The 16,897-nt window shown below is 64.3% G+C and carries 17 protein-coding genes; 9 read left to right on the plus strand and 8 right to left on the minus strand.

Features of this window, described 5'->3' with window-relative positions; translation table 11 throughout:
* From O3684_RS08850 to dnaA, 6 genes are all read right to left on the minus strand, one after another.
* A partial coding sequence (locus tag O3684_RS08850) for a DUF4352 domain-containing protein (protein ID WP_500066403.1) occupies positions 1-679 on the minus strand: 679 nt, incomplete at its 3' end.
* Positions 680-712: 33 nt separating this feature from the next.
* Complete coding sequence (locus tag O3684_RS08855) at positions 713-1,459, minus strand: DUF4352 domain-containing protein (protein WP_500066405.1); 747 nt, start codon at positions 1,457-1,459, stop codon at positions 713-715.
* A gap of 110 nt (positions 1,460-1,569) precedes the next feature.
* Positions 1,570-2,403, minus strand: coding sequence for a DciA family protein (locus O3684_RS08860; protein ID WP_500066407.1), 834 nt, complete (start codon positions 2,401-2,403; stop codon positions 1,570-1,572).
* The gene (gene recF, locus O3684_RS08865; RefSeq protein WP_500066409.1) at positions 2,396-3,592 is read right to left on the minus strand and encodes a DNA replication/repair protein RecF; all 1,197 of its coding nucleotides are present in this window, start codon (positions 3,590-3,592) and stop codon (positions 2,396-2,398) included. The genes O3684_RS08860 and recF overlap by 8 nt, the downstream gene beginning before the upstream one ends.
* A 1-nt stretch (position 3,593) precedes the next feature.
* Complete coding sequence (dnaN, locus tag O3684_RS08870) at positions 3,594-4,730, minus strand: DNA polymerase III subunit beta (RefSeq protein ID WP_500066410.1); 1,137 nt, start codon at positions 4,728-4,730, stop codon at positions 3,594-3,596.
* A gap of 409 nt (positions 4,731-5,139) precedes the next feature.
* Entirely contained in the window at positions 5,140-6,609 is a 1,470-nt protein-coding gene (dnaA, locus tag O3684_RS08875) for a chromosomal replication initiator protein DnaA (RefSeq protein WP_500066412.1), read from the minus strand.
* Positions 6,610-7,056: 447 nt separating this feature from the next.
* On the opposite strand from dnaA, the gene rpmH reads away from it, so the two are divergent.
* From rpmH to O3684_RS08920, 9 genes are all read left to right on the plus strand, one after another.
* Positions 7,057-7,197: a 50S ribosomal protein L34 gene (gene rpmH, locus O3684_RS08880; RefSeq protein ID WP_009212821.1), complete on the plus strand. Its 141-nt coding sequence runs from the start codon at positions 7,057-7,059 to the stop codon at positions 7,195-7,197.
* 9 nt (positions 7,198-7,206) lie between these two features.
* Positions 7,207-7,560 (plus strand): ribonuclease P protein component, encoded by a 354-nt coding sequence (gene rnpA, locus O3684_RS08885; protein WP_500066414.1) that lies wholly within the window; start codon positions 7,207-7,209, stop codon positions 7,558-7,560.
* Positions 7,557-7,901 carry a membrane protein insertion efficiency factor YidD gene (yidD, locus tag O3684_RS08890; protein WP_016460671.1) on the plus strand — a complete coding sequence of 115 codons (345 nt, stop codon included), beginning with the start codon at positions 7,557-7,559 and terminating at the stop codon, positions 7,899-7,901. The genes rnpA and yidD overlap by 4 nt, the downstream gene beginning before the upstream one ends.
* A gap of 72 nt (positions 7,902-7,973) precedes the next feature.
* Positions 7,974-9,317 (plus strand): membrane protein insertase YidC, encoded by a 1,344-nt coding sequence (gene yidC, locus O3684_RS08895; RefSeq protein WP_500063869.1) that lies wholly within the window; start codon positions 7,974-7,976, stop codon positions 9,315-9,317.
* An 82-nt stretch (positions 9,318-9,399) separates the two neighbouring features.
* Positions 9,400-9,903: a Jag family protein gene (locus O3684_RS08900; protein WP_500066416.1), complete on the plus strand. Its 504-nt coding sequence runs from the start codon at positions 9,400-9,402 to the stop codon at positions 9,901-9,903.
* Entirely contained in the window at positions 9,896-10,579 is a 684-nt protein-coding gene (rsmG, locus tag O3684_RS08905; protein ID WP_500066418.1) for a 16S rRNA (guanine(527)-N(7))-methyltransferase RsmG, read from the plus strand. The genes O3684_RS08900 and rsmG overlap by 8 nt, the downstream gene beginning before the upstream one ends.
* 286 nt (positions 10,580-10,865) lie before the next feature.
* Entirely contained in the window at positions 10,866-11,744 is an 879-nt protein-coding gene (locus O3684_RS08910; protein WP_500063873.1) for a ParA family protein, read from the plus strand.
* Between the two features lie 173 nt (positions 11,745-11,917).
* Complete coding sequence (locus O3684_RS08915) at positions 11,918-13,204, plus strand: ParB/RepB/Spo0J family partition protein (RefSeq protein ID WP_500066420.1); 1,287 nt, start codon at positions 11,918-11,920, stop codon at positions 13,202-13,204.
* A gap of 145 nt (positions 13,205-13,349) precedes the next feature.
* A complete protein-coding gene (locus O3684_RS08920) occupies positions 13,350-13,979 on the plus strand; it encodes an HAD family hydrolase (protein ID WP_500066422.1) in 630 nt (209 codons plus the stop codon).
* A 531-nt stretch (positions 13,980-14,510) separates the two neighbouring features.
* Here O3684_RS08920 and O3684_RS08925 read toward each other — a convergent pair.
* Positions 14,511-15,539: a D-alanine--D-alanine ligase family protein gene (locus tag O3684_RS08925; protein WP_500066423.1), complete on the minus strand. Its 1,029-nt coding sequence runs from the start codon at positions 15,537-15,539 to the stop codon at positions 14,511-14,513.
* A 23-nt stretch (positions 15,540-15,562) separates the two neighbouring features.
* On the minus strand, positions 15,563-16,891 hold the full coding sequence (locus tag O3684_RS08930) for an aminotransferase-like domain-containing protein (RefSeq protein WP_500066425.1): 1,329 nt from the start codon (positions 16,889-16,891) through the stop codon (positions 15,563-15,565).
* Positions 16,892-16,897: the final 6 nt, after the last annotated feature.

Here is a 16,897-nt window from a genome sequence, read left to right on the forward strand (position 1 = left end):
CAACAATCTCAGGAAAGTCGAAGATATCCTCTTTCGGAGGGACATCCGTCATGAAAGTGACGGGTTCGCCGACGTTGATGTACTTCAAGCCAAGCGTGAACGTCACAGTGTCGCCCGGCCTGACCATGTCATCATTCATCTCCACAATGACGTCAGGGTATTCGTCGGGATCAAGGGCGGCGAAACCGAGGACGATCCCCTTCTGTTTCAAGGTTGGCGTGTGCAACATGATGAATTCAGCGTCATCGGTGTTGTTGGTCATCGTCAAGGTGACGAACACGGTGTCCGCGCCGTCTTGGTCGACGGGGCCTCGTGTCACCGAGGTACTCTCGATATGGAACTTTCCATTCATGATGTCCGCGGAATAATGGTCTGCTGTCACCGTTTTTATCTCCGTCGGGTCGCTTGACAGCGACGCGCCGTGGAATAGCATGAACGCTATCCCTCCGATGCCGACGAGGAGGATGCAGAGCGGAATAACAAGGGCGACCAGGATCACGGACTGCATGCCCCTGGACGCACCGGTGGCCTGCTGAGGAGCGCCGGAGCCCGCGGGGCTCTGAGCGGGTACGGGCTGTCCCTGGTTGTGGGGGCCGGCACCGGGCATTGACGTCCCCATGGGGACCGCCTGTCGGGCGTCCCAAGGGGGCCCACCCGCGTTGTTATATGGATAGCTCACGATGTTTCCTCAATCCTCCCGAGGCTCGCCGCCTCAGTACGGGTGCCAAACCCACTCTTCGTCATCGGCTGTCTCGTCCGATTGTTGATCCTGAGGCGCGAACGACCACAGTGGCGCGTTCGGGTCTTCGTCTATGGTGTTCCACCGCCGGAAGGTGACGGTCTCGCCCGGGTAGGCGTACCGGTACGCATACGTGACAGTCATCGCCTCGCCTGACGCGATGTCATAGTTCCATTTGGTGAGTCCCTCGGGTTCCTGACCCGGTTCGAACTTCGCTTTTGGCAGCTCCGTTCCCTTTTGTATCAATTTGGGAAGAGTGAGTCCAACGCTCTGTTTGATTGCGGTGTTGTTGACGAGCGTGTACGTCACGAGGAGGGTATCCGCTCCCTCCTTATCGACGGGCCCCTGTTCGATTCTCGTCGTATTGACGGTGAACTTTCCGTCGAGGTACTGCGTCGAATACTGTTCTCCGTTGCCGGTCGCACGTGCGGTCGGCGTGGGAGAGTTCGATCCGCCCAGCCCAATTCCTCCCTCGTGGAACACGACGAAGGACCCGATTCCGAGGAGAGCCACGACCAGCACGCCGATGATGCTTCCGACGATGAGGCGAGATGACCGAGGCCTCGGTGACTCATTCCGGGGCCGCTCGACGCGCCCGCGCTCACCGCCAGAAACCGGTCCTCCCCCCGGCATCGATGTGCCGACGGGGCGCGACTGACCAGAGCTGCATCCTGGATTCGAGTGGTTCGGAGGGCCGGAAGGACCGTAGGGGTTCGTCATTATCACTCCTCGTTGCGACCCTGCACACGGGCAGGACACACGCCACAGACTAACAAAATCTGACCGATGAAGCGATGGGCGTCAGCGTCTCGAAACGCGCCTAAATCTGATTATCCGTAGTCGGCGCGCGGACCACGCCCCCGCACCACGTAGGGGCCTTTCTTCCACGACGGGGCGACGGGCCCGAGGATGATGACCTGTTCGACGACGCCCGAGCCGACCTCCTCGGCGATGCGGCGCTCGATCGTGGGCAGGAGGAGCTGGAGCTGTTTGGCCCAGGCGGTGGAGTCGGCGCGCACGACGAGCTTGTGTCCCTCGAAGGTCTCGATGCGCGTGTGGTCGGCGTTGCTGGGTCCCACGATGTCCCGCCATTTCGCCATAACGGACCCCATTTTGGTGGGGGTGTCCCATTCGCGGATTTTGATCGTGCGCGCCAGGATCGCGCCCAGGGAGTTGGCCCGGCGGTAGCGCGGACGCATGGCGGCCATGCCGGGGGCGCGGCTCCACGAGGTGCCGGTTCCCTCCAGGGCTTGGCGCAGTGCGGCCAGGTCGCCCTCGGGATCCTCGTCGGTGGACGAGGCCGGGGCACTCACCCCGTTTGCGCGTCCGTAGGCGGCGGCCCGGGCTGCGGCTCGCGCCTGGGCGTCGTCCTCACTGCCGGCGAGGCGTCCGAAGCCGTCGGTTTCGATGGCCGCGTATTCGCTGGTTCCGTCGAGGCTGCGCCGGGGCCGTGTTTCGTCGAGGCCCCACGAGGGCATGGTGGAGCGGGTGTAGCCGTGCGTGCGGGCAACGCTCTGGGCTCGTTCTAGAGCGCGGACGACGAACTCGTCGGTTTCCTCGCTGGGCGCGTCGCCGAAGGACGCGAGCCGGTAATCGTCCTGGTCCGCGCCGGGGAGGTCCGCCTCGGGGGAGTCCGCGTCGGATAGGCCGCCGCGCTCACTCATCGTCGACTCCGTCGATAACGGTGCCGCGCTGCGGATCGAGGCGCACGTGCAGCGCGTGGTGGTCAAGGGAGGCGGGCAGGTCGCCGGCGACCGCGCAGGTGACGATGATCTGCTCGGCCTTGGAGGCCAGGGCGGCCAGGCCCTCCCGGCGCGAGGAGTCGAGCTCGGCGAAGACGTCGTCGAGGATGAGGATCGGGGTGTCGCCGTCGTCGCTGAGCAGCTCGAAGGTGCCGAGCCGAAGGGCCAGGGCGACCGACCAGGATTCGCCGTGGGAGGCGTAACCCTTGACGGGCATCGCGCCGAGGCCGAGCGTCAGGTCGTCGCGGTGCGCGCCCACGAGGTTGACGCCGCGCTCGGTTTCCTTCTCGCGCACGGACGTCAGGGCTGCGAGCATGCGCTGCGTCTGGGCTTCCACGTCGGTGAGGTCGGCGCTGGCCGGGTTGTCGGGGTCGGTGCCGATGACGCGGTCGACCGAGGCGTCGAAGGCGAGGTGCAGGTGGCGCGGGGAATCGGCCACGTCGTCGTAGGAGCGCGCGGCCGGCTCTTCCAGGCGCGAGGCGATGGAGGCGCGCGTGGCCGTGATGCGCGCGGACAGCGCGGCGAATTGCTGGTCCCAGATCTCGAGGGTCGACAGGTCGGGGGACTGGCCGCGGCGGATCGAGGCCTGGGCGGCCTTCATGAGCGCCGCGCGCTGGCGCGCGACCCGGTCGAAGTCGGAGCGCACGGAGGCGTGAATGGGGGAGAGCTGCGTGGCCAGGTCGTCCAAGAAAGATCGGCGCACCGACGGGTCGCCTCGCACGAGGGAGAGATCCTCGGGCGCGAACACGACCGTGCGCACGATGCCCAGAATCTCGCGGGGCCTCACCTGCGCGCGGTTGATGCGCGCCCGGTTTGCTTTGCCGCGCACGATCTCCAGCTCGATGACCTGCTCGCGACCCGAGGCCACGACCCGCGCGCGGATGACGGCGCCACCCGGGGCGGCCTCGGCCTCGTCGATGGGGATGCGCACGAGCGCGCCCTCCGCGCCGACCCTGTGCGACGAGAACGTGGACAGGTAGGCGAGCGCCTCGACGAGGTTCGTCTTTCCCTGGCCGTTTGCGCCCACCAGGACCGTGGGGCCATCGGGCAGCTCGACGACCCCGTGCTTCCAGGAGCGGAAGTCGTCGAGGGCCAGGTGGGAGACGCGCACGTCAGATGCCGAAGCGGATGGGCATCAGCAGGTAGCGGAACTGCGTGACCTCGCCCTCGTCGGCCTTCTTCTGGCCGGTGATGACGGCCGGCTTCGTGGGGTGGGTGAAGCCGAAGCGCACGTAGTCGGTGTCCAGGACCTGCAGGCCGTCGATGAGGAACTGCGGGTTGAATGCGGTCGAAATGTCGTCGCCGTGCAGGGTCGCCTCAAGGGCCTCGGAGGCCTGGGCGTTGTCGCCCTGGCCGGCCTCGAGGACCAGCTGCCCCTCGGTGAAGGCCAGGCGCACGGAGGTCTTACGCTCGGCGACCAGCGACATGCGCTTGACGGCCTCGAGCAGGGCGTGGCGGTCGACGACGGCCTGGATCGGCGTGGATTCGGGGAAGAGGCGACGCACGGCGGGGTAGTCGCCGTCCATGAGGGTCGAGGTGGTGCGCCGACCCTGGGCGGTGAAGCCGATGAGGGACGAGGCGCCGGGCTGGGACTCGCCGGACAGGCCGACCTCGACCTTGGCACCCGAGGTCATGGACTTGGCGACGTCCTGGAGGATGCGGGCCTTGACCAGGGCGACCTCTTCAATGGAGGTGTCGGTGGGCTCCCAATCCAGCTCGCGCATGGCGAGGCGGTAGCGGTCGGTGGCCAGCAGCGTGATCGCCGGGCCGTTGATCTCGATGCGCACGCCCGTCAGCAGGGGCAGAGTGTCGTCGCGCGACGCGGCGATCGACACCTGGGACACGGCCTGCGACAGCGTCGACGAATCGATCGCGCCAACAGTGGTGGGCTGCGCGGGCAGCAGCGGGTACTCGTCCAGCGGCATGACCGCGAGCGTGAAGTGCGAGGAGCCGCAGACCAGGTTCACCTTCTGGCCATCGAGCTCAACGGAGACGGGCTTGGAGGGCAGCGACTTGGAGATGTCGGCGAGCAGACGGCCGGAGACCAGGACCTCGCCGGCCTCGTCGACGGTCGCGGGGATGTGCGAATTGGCGGAGACCTCGTAGTCAAACGAGGACAGGGTCAGCTCGTCGCCCTCAGCCTTGATGCGCACGCCGGCCAGGATCGGCGAGGCCGGACGCACGGGGAGCGCGCGGGCGGTCCACGACACGGCTTCGGCCAGAACATCGCGGGCGACGGTGAACTTCATAGCTGCCTCCAAAACACAAAACGGATCGGACACTACTTTACCCACAAGTGTGCCCACGTGGGGCAGGAAATTCGCCTCGGGGCCGCCATCGCGCAGCGTCGTCGGCGGCGTTGTTGTGCGGAGGCCTGTGAAAAAATTTTTGTCATTTGATTCTCCCTCCATCATAAGGGTTGTGAGTTCTGTGGAAAACTCCCTTATGCGGCGGAATTTCAATCAAATCACTGTGCTGTCATTCTGGGACGAGGCTGTGGATTCGTCACGTGGTCCTGTGGACGAAGCAAATGACAACATTTCGAGATCCACAGGAGAGCTCTTTTTCTCCACAGCTCGAGCTCGTTCGTCCACCGGCTGTGCACAACTCCTGTGAATTGAGCGCGGGCGCCGACTTATCTCAGCGCCCGCGCGGCTTTCACGACTCCCTGGCCTTCTGCTTAATGCGGTTTGTAAGCTCCGACACGTGGTTGAAGGTCTCGCGCTTTTCCTTCATGAGCTTGGAGATCTTCTTGTTCGCGTGCATGACGGTCGTGTGGTCGCGTCCGAAGGCCTGTCCGATCTTGGGCAGCGACAGGTCGGTGAGCTCACGGCACAGATACATGGCGATCTGGCGGGCCTCGACGACGTTGTGACTGCGTTCCGAGGAGCCCATCTGCTCGATCGTCACGCCGAAGTAGACCGCGCACTGGCTCATGATGAGGCTGACGGTGATCTCGTTGTCGTCCGGGTTAGACACGAAGTCCTTGAGCATCATCTGCGCGAGGTTTAAGTCGATGCGCTCCTGGTACAGCGACGCCCACGCGCCGATGCGCACGAGCGCGCCCTCCAGCTCACGGATGTTCGAGGAGATGCGCGAGGCCACGTATTCGAAGACCTCAGGGGTGACCTCGAGGCCCTCGGCGTCCGCCTTCTTATGCAGGATCGCGATGCGGGTCTCCAGGTCCGGCGGCTGAACGTCCACGAGCAGGCCCGAGGAGAAGCGCGACCGCATGCGGTCCTCAAACCCCTTGAGCTGTGCCGGGGGCAGGTCCGAGGTCAGCACGATCTGCTTGTTGGCGCTGTGCAGAGCATTAAAGGTATGGAAGAAGCCTTCGACCGTCTGTTCCTTGTCGCCGATGAACTGAATGTCGTCGATGAGCAGGATGTCGAGCTCACGGTAGCGGCGGTGGAACGCCTCGACCTGGGAGTTGTCCGTCTTATTGAGGCGAATCGCGTTGATGAACTCGTTCGTGAACTCTTCGGAGTTGACGTAGCGGACTTTCAGGTGGGGCATCATCGACAGCGCGTTGTGGCCGATGGCTTGGAGCAGGTGGGTCTTGCCCAGCCCGGAATCGCCGTAGATAAAGAGGGGATTGAACGCCGTTCCCGGGCTCTCGGAGGCTGCCAGCGCCGCGGCGTGCGCGAAACGGTTCGAGGGGCCGATCACAAAGGTATCGAAGGTGAACTTTGGGTTCAGGTGCGTCGGGCCCGAGTCGGCGTTCGACGAGGCTAGGGCGGGGGAGTGGTGCTCCTCGTGCTGTACGTGCTCTTCGTTCGACGAGGCCTGGGCGGGCGCGGGCGCAGCAGGCGCGGGCTCGGGAGTAACCGGGGTGGGCTCTTCCTTTTCTTCCTCTTCGGTGACGACCTCGATGGAGGGATCGACGGTGATCGCGATGCGTACGGTGCGGCCCAGGTGCACGGACAGGGCGGTCGTCAGCTTTGACTGTGCCTTATCTTCAATCCACTGCTTGGTGAAGTCGTTGGGGACGGCGAGCAGGATTGTGCCTTCGATGTCGCCGAGGGGACGTGCGGAGCGCAGCATCGACGTGGCGACGGGCCCCAATTCGTTGGTGGGGACCGCGTCGAGGGCCGCAGCCCACGCGCGTGTGAGGGAATCCGACTCCACGGCAACCTCCGGTCACAAAAACAGGTGAGTTCCGTCACGACTTATCGGTGATATGCGTGACGCTTGTACATGCATGCAGTGTAGTCCGCGCACATGTTATGCACAGACTGGGGATGAAGCTGTGGAGAACTATCACAGAATCACAGGCCTGTAGTTACAACTTTGGGTCCGCATCAGCGTGCGGAAAGCAAAAATACACACAGCCTGTGGATAACTTTCGTCATCCACGTTCTGTGGACGGGTCCAATCCACAGCGATTTGCACAGCTGTGGATACTGTGTGTGACGCGGTGGGTAACGCTGCCGCATTGACGTTCGCTCCCAATCCGCTTAGTCTTGGTCTTTGTTTGCGCCCATTTCGGGCGTGCGTCCCCGCTATCGCGCGCGCCGCGTGTCGATAGCCCAACCAATACGAGTGGGAAACCACTCCCCGCCGAGGAGAATTGCCGTGACCACCAAGCGGACCTACCAGCCCAACAACCGTCGTCGTTCGAAGACGCACGGCTTCCGTCTGCGCATGTCGACCCGCGCCGGCCGCGCCATTCTGGCTGCCCGCCGCCGCAAGGGCCGCGCCAAGCTGTCCGCCTGAGACACACCGGTGCTGCCGCGCGCGCACCGCATGGTTGACCCAGCGGATTTCACCGCCGCGATCCGACAAGGAACGCGAGCAGGAGATCCACTGGTTGTCGTCCACGTCCGAGCCGACGAGGAACGTGATAGTTGCCTCGTCGGTTTCGTCGTACCCAAGCGGGAAATCAAGCGCGCCAACGGACGCAACCGCGTCAAGCGGCAGCTGCGCCACCTCATGCGGGATCGGGTCGCCGATCTTCCAGAAGGAGCACGTGTCGTCGTGAGGGCCTCACGCAAGGCCCTCGGCGTCCCCTCCAAGGAACTCGGCGAGCACCTCGACCGCGTCATGGCGCGAGCCTGGCGCAAGTGGGACGCACGATGAGCGTCGCGGGCCGTGCCCTCGGTGCGCTCGTGTCCGCCCCCATCGTTGCCTACCAGCGCTACATCTCCCCGGCCCTCGGCCCCCGGTGTCGATACGCCCCCAGCTGCTCCACCTACGCGCTCCAAGCGGTCCGTGTCCACGGGCCCATCAAAGGGATCATCCTCGCCTCCTGGCGGCTCCTGCGATGCAACCCCTGGAGCCACGGGGGAGTGGACCACGTCCCAGAGCGTGGACGCTGGAAGCCCGACCCCTGGATCCCACCCGAGGATTGGGCTGGGCACGACAACTGGGAACGCCCCGCCCCCATGGGACTGGACCCGGAACACGACTTGACCGAGTAACCGGCCACGGCCTCGGGAATATTAGGAACAACGACACAGCGGCGCACCCGCGCCACGGCGAAAGCGAAAACTATGTTCGACGCAATCCTCCACCCCTTCGCGTGGGCGATCTCCTACGTGTGGGTTTGGATCCACGACCTCCTCGTGCTGCTCGGAATGTCCTCCGGCTCCGGCATGGCGTGGGTCCTGTCCATCGTGCTGCTCACCATCCTGGTGCGCATCGCCATCATCCCGCTGTTCCTCAAGCAGATCCGCTCCTCGCGCGCCATGCAGGCCATCCAGCCCGAAATGCGCAAGATCCAGGAGAAGTACAAGGGCAAGAAGGACCAGGTCAGCCGTCAGAAGATGATGGAAGAAACCCAGGCCCTCCAGCGCAAGCACAAGGTCTCGCCCTTCGCCTCCTGCCTGCCGATGCTCGTGCAGATGCCCGTCCTCTTCGGCATGTACCGCGCCATCATTGCGGTCTCCTCCATCTCCGCCGGCACCTACACCTACCGCGGCGACTCGACCGACCACCTCGGCCCGCTCACCGAATCCGTGTCCACCGAGATCGTCAACTCGACCGTCTTCGGCGTCCAGCTCTCACACACGCTGCGCGACTCGTGGGGCCAGCCCGCGATCGTGGCGGTCTTCGTCGCCGCCATCGTCCTGATGGTCGTCCTGCAGTTCGCCTCCATGCGCCTGTCCTTCTCGCGCAACATGCCCGACATGGGCGACAACCCGATGGCCCAGTCGCAGCGCTCCATGATGTACGTGATGCCGCTGATGTTCATCTTCTCCGGCGCGTTCTTCCAGATGGGCGTCGTCATCTACACCGTGACCGCCTCCTTCTGGGCCCTCGCCCAGTCCTTCTGGACCATCAAGGTCATGCCCACCCCCGGCTCCCCCGCCTACGTCGACCTCCTCGCCTCGCGCGAGGCCGCCTACCAGGAATGGGCCAAGCCCTACTTCCAGAACTACGACCGTGAGCGCGCCGCCCTCGGCAACAGCGCCACCGACCCGCGCGTCGACGAACTCAACGAGCGCACCCTCGCCGAGGTCCGCTCCAAGGCCAAGAAGCAGCGCGTCGCCTCCGACTTCCCCGCCTCCATGTCCACCGGCGAAATCGTCACCGTCTACCGCAACCTGGCCACCCAGAAGTGGACCACCCTGCCCGACGAGCAGTGGATGCACGGCCTCGCCCTCGCCGTCGAAAAGCGCATCGCCAAGCAGGAAGCCTCCGCCCAGCGCGCCGAACTCCAGAAGCAGGTCCGTGAACGCCGCACCCTCGAGCGTGAGGGCGCCAAGTCCTCGTCGAAGGACGCATCCGAGAGCGCCGAGGCCCAGGTCGGCCACGGCTCGCTCAGCGCCGAGGAGATCGAGCGCCGCCGCATCGAGCGCCGCAAGGCCCGCCGCCGCTCCGGAAACAAGCGCTGAGCACCACAGATTCACGGTTCTAGGCCCCAGCCGGTAACCTGGACACCAGCAAGACCCCATTCCCCACTACGGAGGACACGTCATGAGTGACGACAACGCAGACAAGCTGACACGCCTCGAAGAAGAAGGCGAAATCGCCGCCGACTACCTCGAAGAACTGCTCGACATCGCCGACCTCGACGGCGACATCGAAATCGACGTCGAAAACGGCCGCGCCTCGGTCGAGATCGTCGCCGACGACCCCGAAGCCCTCGATCGCCTCGTGGGCGAGGACGGCGAGGTCCTGGACGCCCTCCAGGAGCTCACCCGCCTCGCGGTCCAGACCGAGACCGGCGAGCGCTCGCGCCTCATGCTCGACATCGCCGGCTTCCGCGCAGAGCGCAAGGAAGAGCTTCAGGACATCACCCGCGAGGCCATCGCGCGCGTGCGCGCCACCGGCGAGGCCGTCAAGCTCGACGCTATGAACCCCTTCGAGCGCAAGGTGTGCCACGACGTGGTCGCCGACGAGGGCCTGACCTCCGAGTCCGAGGGCACCGAGCCCCACCGCCGCGTCGTCATCCTCCCCGAGGAATCCGACGGTGAGTGAGAACCCGAACGGGACGGGAAGGGGTCGCCAGGTTGGCGACCCCTTCGTCCCAGAAGAGCCCACGCCCGTCGTTCGCGAGTTCTTCGGACCGGCCTTCGCCGAGGTCGCCGAGTACGCGCGCATGCTCGAGGAGGAGGGCGAGATCCGCGGCCTCCTCGGCCCGCGCGACATGGAGCGCATCTGGTCGCGCCATATCGTCAACTCCGCCGCCGTGCTGGACTTCATGCCGCGCAAGGACGGCCGCCAGGTCCTCGACGTCGGCTCCGGCTCCGGCCTGCCCGGCATCGTGATCGCCGCCTGCCGCCCCGAGCTCGACGTGCACCTGGCCGAGCCCATGGCGCGCCGGGTCGAGTGGCTCATGGACGTCGTGGAGGACCTGGGCCTCGACAACGTCACCATTCACCAGGCGCGCGCCGAGGAGCTGCGCGGCAAGGGCAAGGCCGACGTGGTGACCGCCCGCGCCGTGGCGAACATGAGCAAGCTCGTGCGCATGACGTCCAAGCTCATTGCGCCCGGCGGATCGCTCGTGGCCCTCAAGGGCCGTCGCGCTCCGATCGAGGTGGACGAGGCCTCGGCGGAGCTGCGTCGTCATCACCTGCGCGCCGAGATCCACGAGGTGCCTTCCATCATGGAGGATGAGTCCACGTACGTGGTGGTCTGCACGCGCATTAAGTAGCGCGTCCCCACGTGGGGGAGGGGAGCGTCGCGGTGGTTGCTGCGGCGCTTTCCTTATATAGTGACGTGGCGCACAAAAACGTGTCGTTCTGTCAGATCGATTCTTTCGATTGGTAGTTTGTCATGTGGCTGCGCCGCGCTGGGAGAATCGATCCTACAGAAGAGTTTTTGCGCTGCTGTCCCGCGTGTCAGTGGGATTGTGTGCACCTGGATGCATCACGGGCTTTTCGTGCTGGAAGTGTGTGCGTCTCCCCGTAAACTAGGGGCAGTATCTAGGAAGGTGTCACGTGAGTACCAACAACACCCCTCTGTCGACTCAGATCGAGCGCAACCTACGCGATCTCGCCATGCTCGAGCGCGCGGCATTCCCGCGTCCCGATCACACTCGCATCATCGCCGTTGCGAACCAGAAGGGCGGCGTGGGTAAGACGACGTCCGCTGTGAACATCGCGGCGGGCCTCGCGATTGGCGGGCTATCGGTGCTCGTCGTCGACGCCGACGCGCAGGGTAACGCGTCCAGCGCGCTCGGCGTTGCGCACCCGGCCGGTACGCCCTCCACGTACGACGTCATCATCGGGGGTGCCAGCGTCGCGGACGTCGTACAGCCGTGCCCCGATGTCGACGGGATCCTCGTCTGCCCGGCAACGATTGACCTGTCCGGAGCCGAGATCGAGCTCGTCGACGTTGATCGGCGCGAGTATCGCTTGCGCGACGCCCTGCGCGAGTACGTCGTCGAACACCCGGAGATCGATATCGTCCTGATTGACTGCCCACCGTCCCTCGGCCTCGTGACCCTGAACGTCATGGTGGCCGCGGACGAGGTCATGATCCCGATCCAGGCGGAGTACTACGCGCTTGAGGGTCTGAGCCAGCTGTGGAACACCGTTGAACGCATCGGCGTCGACCTCAATCCGGGACTGCGCGTCTCGGGCATGCTGCTCACGATGGCAGACAAGCGCACCCGGCTCTCCGAGGAGGTGGAGGGCGAGGTGCGCTCGCACTTCCCCGAGCAGACATTCGAGACTGTCATTCCGCGTTCCGTACGCATTTCAGAGGCTCCGAGCTACGGCCAGACGGTTATCACCTACGACCCGCGCAACGTTGGCGCGATCGCGTATCGCAAGGCCGCGCTCGAGCTGTGTCAGCGCCTTTCTGCAGCTGAATAGCGATTGTTTCACGTGAAACATGCGGAGTTTTCCGCATGTTTCCGCAGCTCGGCACGTATTTGTCACGATGGGTGATCATTGGTGCAACAAAGTGACGAACGACGCTTAGTTGCTGCTCTCATGGCATTGTTTCACGTGAAACAATGAACCGACGCAATTGAAGGAGTATTGCAATGGCGGATGCATCATCGAAGTCTGAGGGCCGTAAGGGCACTCGAAAGCATTCCGGTCTCGGCCGGGGTCTTGGAGCCCTGATTCCTCAGGCTAGTGAGCAGACGCCACATACCGCACCCTCCGCGTCGTCCCGTCCCCTGGACGTCTTCTTCCCCGAAGGTAGCTCCGCCGGCAGGAGGGGAGGATCCGCGAAGGATCTTCTCCAGCCGAAGCGGGCCACTGCCTCGTCGAAGAAGAAGCGCCCCGCGATGCCGTCTGTCGAGGCGGCGGGTGGACGACGCGCTGGTGGCTCTCGCAGCGGGCTCGGTGGTGGAATCAACGGCTCAGATTCCCATCAGGATCCGCAGGGTAAGGCGGCTGATGCGGTTCCGGTTGGTGCCAGCAATGCACATGCTGATCACAATGTTTCACGTGAAACATCCGTCGATCATGAGCTCCTTCCGGTTCCCGGTGCTTCCTTCGCTGAAATTGCGATCGATCAGATCGTTCCCAATACGAAGCAGCCTCGCGAGGTCTTCGATGAGGACGATCTGAAGGAACTGTCAGCCTCCATCAAGGAGGTTGGCGTCCTCCAGCCCGTCGTCGTTCGTAGTATCCCCGCAACGGGCCGCTCCGAGAAACTCCAGGAGTTCCTCGCCGAGAAACCCGATGCACGCTACGAGCTGATCATGGGTGAGCGCCGCCTGCGTGCCTCCGAGCTCGCGGGCAAAACCACGATTCCGGCAATCATCCGAGAGACCGACGACGGAGACCTGCTCCGCGATGCGCTCTTGGAAAACCTCCATCGGGCCCAGCTCAACCCGTTGGAAGAAGCGAGCGCATATCAGCAGCTCATGGCGGATTTCGGGGCGACTCAGGAAGAGCTCGCCAAGCGAATCGCACGCTCGCGCCCGCAGATTGCCAACACCCTGCGCCTGCTCAAGCTACCCCCGTCAGTCCAAAAGAAGGTGGCCGCACAGGTCATCACAGCGGGCCACGCCCGCGCTCTGCTGTCCCTGTCGACGGCAGAGGAGATGGAACGACTGGCTGAGCGAATCGTCGCCGAGGGTCTCTCCGTGCGTACCACCGAAGAGATTGTCCGCCTCGGAAAGGCGAAGGCTACGCCCCGTCCGCGTGCCCGCCAGCAGCGTCCTCTGTCGCCGCTGGGTGAGAGCGTCGTGTCGGCCCTGTCCGACGCGTACGATACGCGCGTGACTATCACCGAGGGGCGTAAAAAGGGTCGGATCGTCATCGAATTCGCGGGATCCGAAGATCTTCAGCGAATTGCAGACCTTATCCTCCACTGATCAAACTTCATATTTCTTTCCGCAGATCAGGCGCAGTATGTTCCCTATACGACATTTCTTGCCCTAATCTTTGGCTGAATTTACGCTTAAACTACTTTTAAGGGTCCGTCGTCGGGCCCTCGCAGTACCAGAAGGAGCGAAAGGCATGAACGCCCAAGGCAGCTCGCGCACCGTGCTTTTCGATGTCGGTGGAGTCCTCGTCGACGCCCATCCGGACCCGCACGCAATCGCTGAGTTGTTCGGCGACGACTCACGAGGCCTCACGACGCTCGTCGATCAGGCGATGTGGGCCCATCGCGGAGAGTATGACGCGGGTTTGTCCGATCGTGAATTCTGGGATCGTATTGCGGGAGATTGCGGGCAGCCGGAGCCGTCCGGTGCTCTTTTGAAACAGCTCGTGGCCTTGGACGCGTCGCGCATGGCCAAAGCGAACGAGGCCGCGCTTGGCTTGGTGCGTCAGCTGCGCCGCCAGGCAGTGCGTGTTGGCATCCTGTCGAACGCGCCGTATCCGATCGCGAAGGCGATCCGCCGCTCCGAGTGGGGGAGCCTCTTCGACTTCTTCGCCTTCTCGTGTGACCACGGCATCTGCAAGCCGTCTCGAGGCATCTACCGCGATGTGCTCGTGCGCCTTGGCGTGCCCTACGAAGACATCGCGTTCATCGATGACCGTCGAGAGAATGTTCGTGCTGCCGAGTTACTTGGTGTCCGAGGCATCACCTGGAAGGGTGCAGAGGACGCCGAGAAGCGTCTCAAGGAGCTTGGATTCCTTTTCTGAGTGCCGCTGGGTTCGCGAGGTGCACTTTTAGTTGGATCGCTCAGAACGACACAGAGCCGTACAGAGAACGAAAGTTTCATTCAATTGTGTGCTCTCGTCAATGTGCAGCACTACCTTTCACGAATGATCGCCGACGGGCTTAGCCCGCTTGGCGGAAGCAGACAATGTTTCACGTGAAACAACATCGGCCGCGTGCTCAATAGTGCGCGCGAACGTGATACCACCGCGGACCCGGAGCGTACCCTACATGTGCTACGCTTGCGCTGGTAGGGGTCAGAAGGCAGTCCACCCTATACGCGTCAGCGTCGGACAGCCGCAGCGCCCTACAGTGAGGACATTAGGCAGCCCCATCGGGCAGTCAGGATGTCCTCATTTTATTTAGCTCGAATTCACCGATTGTGGGCGCCACAATCGGTCGGTGATAGAGCGTGCCCGTCGTTGCATAGTGCGATGGACTGGCGATTGTTTCACGTGAAACATGTGGGCCCGGGAGGATCATCCTCCTGAGCCCACAGTGCGTTGAACGAGTGACTATTCCTCGGTCGGCGGGGCATCTTCGGAGATGATGACGCCGACGCCTTCGTCGTCGATGACGTAGTCGACGCCATGCACGTCGCGGCCACCGGCCACGAAGTCGACGATGTCGGCGCACAGCTGCGCAAACGACGAATCGTCGAGGGCATCGGCCGCCTGGGGAAGGAGCGACGTGTCCGTCATGCCGGGAGCGACGTTTGCGTCGATGAACCAGCAGGTGCCCTCGTCGTCGACCACGAAGTCCATGCGGGACAGGTCGCGCAGACCCAGCGTCGTGTGGGCCTCGACGGCCGCGGCCTGAAGGTCCGCGAGGATCTCGTCGGGTAGACGGGCCGGTACGAAGTACTCGGTCTCGTCCGTCGTGTAGCGTGCGTCGTAGTCGTAGCGGCCGCCATCCGTGGAGATTTCCACCGGGGGCAGCGCCTGCGGGCCGTCCCACAGGTCGACCACGGAGACGGCCACGTCGCGGCCGTCGATGCGCTGCTCGACCATCAGGCGCTGGCCGTAGGCGAAGGCGTCTACCATCGCGCGGCGCAGGCTCTTCGCGTCCTTCGCGGTCGAAATACCGAGCGCAGAACCACCGTCCGTTGGCTTAATGACGACGGGGAAGGAGACCGAGCCCTCGAGCGCGGAGAGGACATGCGAGGCACCCAGCTGGCGGAAAATCGCCTGCGGCAGCGTCACCCAACCGGGCGTCGCGAGCCCCGCAGAACCGAGGAGAGCCTTCGCAGTCGGCTTGTTTGACGCCAGCATCGCCTGCACCGACGAAGAACCCACGAACGGGATCCCCACGGACTCCAGGAAAGACTGCAGAGAGCCATCCTCGCCGATCGAACCGTGCACGAGAGGCCACACGACGTCGGGGGAGAAAGACTCAATCGCCTCGGCGAGGGACGCATCAACGTCAGAAATGAGAACCTCGTAGCCGAACTGCGTCAAGATATTCGCGACGCGACGACCCGAACGAACCGACACGTCGCGCTCGTGCGTCAGACCGCCGGCGATAATCAGAACTTTGGTAGCCATGGGGGTATCTCCTCGGGTAACTGTTAGCGGTCGGACCCGGCCCCGGCCTCGTGCGAGGACGCGGTACCGAACATGTCGACGATTTCCTTCTCCGCGTTGACGACCGTCGAGAGGCGACGCACGCCCTCGCGGATCTCCTCGGGAGTGGGGTAGCAGAAGGACAGGCGCATGTGGTTCGAACCCGAGCCGTCGTAGTAGAAGGCCGTGCCGGACACGTACGCCACCTGGGCGCGCACCGCGCGAGGCAACATGGCCTTTGCGTCGAGGCCTTCGGGTAGCGTAACCCACGTGTAGAAGCCGCCGTCCGGGACCGTCCACGTGCACGACGGCATGAACTCCTCGAGCGCGGTGAGCATCGCGCGGCAGCGCTCCGCGTACATCGAGCGGAAGGACTTCACCTGGCCGTACCAGTCGTAGTTGCTCAGGTAGTCGGCGATCGCCATCTGGCCGACCATCGACGGGCACAGGATCGCGGATTCGAGGGCCAGTACCAGCTTTGCGCGGATCGCGTGCGGCGCGTACGCCCAGCCGATGCGGAAACCGGGGGCGAACATCTTCGAGAAGGAACCCAGGTAGACGACGCCCTCGGGGCTGTACGAGGCAATGGCCGGCAGCGGGTCGCTGTGGAAGCCGAGCAGACCGTAGGGGTTGTCTTCGACGATCAGGACGTGCTCACGCAGACAGATCTCGGCGATGATTGGGCGGCGCTCAGCGGAGAGCGTGACGCCGGCGGGGTTGTGGTAGTTCGGAATGATGTAGATGAACTTGATCGTGCGACCCGAGGCGCGAACGTTGCGGATCGTCTCCTCCAGGGCCTCGGGAATGATGCCGTGCTCATCCATGGGGACGTGCACGATGTCGGCCTGGCGCGCGCGGAATACGCCCAGCGCGCCCACGTACGAAGGGGCCTCGGCCAGGATGACGTCGCCCGGGTTCACGAAGAGCTCCGTGACGAGGTCGAGCGCCTGCTGGCTGCCCGTCGTCACCACGACGTCGTCCGGGTCGGCACCGACGATACCGTCGTAGCCCATGACCTCGGTGATGCGCTCGCGCAGCACCTCCCAGCCCTGGCCGCTGCCGTACTGCATGGCCTGCGCGCCATGGTTGCGCACCAGCTTCTCCGCGGACGCCGCCAGCTTATCGAGGGGCAGGTCCTTCAGGTTCGGCATACCGCCTGCGAGAGAGACGACCTCGGGACGCGACACGACGGAGAAGAGAGCTCGAATCTCGGATGCGCGCAGGTTGTGAGCGCGGTCCGCGTAGACGTCGTACCAGGGGTCGAGGCGGTTTCCCTGCGCGGGGGTCCGGCCGGACGAGGCCGGGGTGCCGCCATTGGTCGAAGGCTGAGTCAAGGCATG

It is taken from the genome of Pauljensenia sp. 20925_1_27 (assembly GCF_041432835.1).
In the GTDB taxonomy this organism is placed as follows: domain Bacteria; phylum Actinomycetota; class Actinomycetes; order Actinomycetales; family Actinomycetaceae; genus Pauljensenia.

What these genes read in the sequence shown, in the direction of transcription:
- O3684_RS08855 (WP_500066405.1), bottom strand. Translation starts at nt 1,459, where the DNA reads ATGACGAACCCCTACGGTCCTTCCGGCCCTCCGAACCACTCGAATCCA.
- yidD (WP_016460671.1), top strand. Translation starts at nt 7,557, where the DNA reads ATGAGCGTCGCGGGCCGTGCCCTCGGTGCGCTCGTGTCCGCCCCCATC.
- O3684_RS08860 (WP_500066407.1), bottom strand. Translation starts at nt 2,403, where the DNA reads ATGAGTGAGCGCGGCGGCCTATCCGACGCGGACTCCCCCGAGGCGGAC.
- O3684_RS08900 (WP_500066416.1), top strand. Translation starts at nt 9,400, where the DNA reads ATGAGTGACGACAACGCAGACAAGCTGACACGCCTCGAAGAAGAAGGC.
- O3684_RS08920 (WP_500066422.1), top strand. Translation starts at nt 13,350, where the DNA reads ATGAACGCCCAAGGCAGCTCGCGCACCGTGCTTTTCGATGTCGGTGGA.
- dnaN (WP_500066410.1), bottom strand. Translation starts at nt 4,730, where the DNA reads ATGAAGTTCACCGTCGCCCGCGATGTTCTGGCCGAAGCCGTGTCGTGG.
- O3684_RS08915 (WP_500066420.1), top strand. Translation starts at nt 11,918, where the DNA reads ATGGCGGATGCATCATCGAAGTCTGAGGGCCGTAAGGGCACTCGAAAG.
- O3684_RS08925 (WP_500066423.1), bottom strand. Translation starts at nt 15,539, where the DNA reads ATGGCTACCAAAGTTCTGATTATCGCCGGCGGTCTGACGCACGAGCGC.
- yidC (WP_500063869.1), top strand. Translation starts at nt 7,974, where the DNA reads ATGTTCGACGCAATCCTCCACCCCTTCGCGTGGGCGATCTCCTACGTG.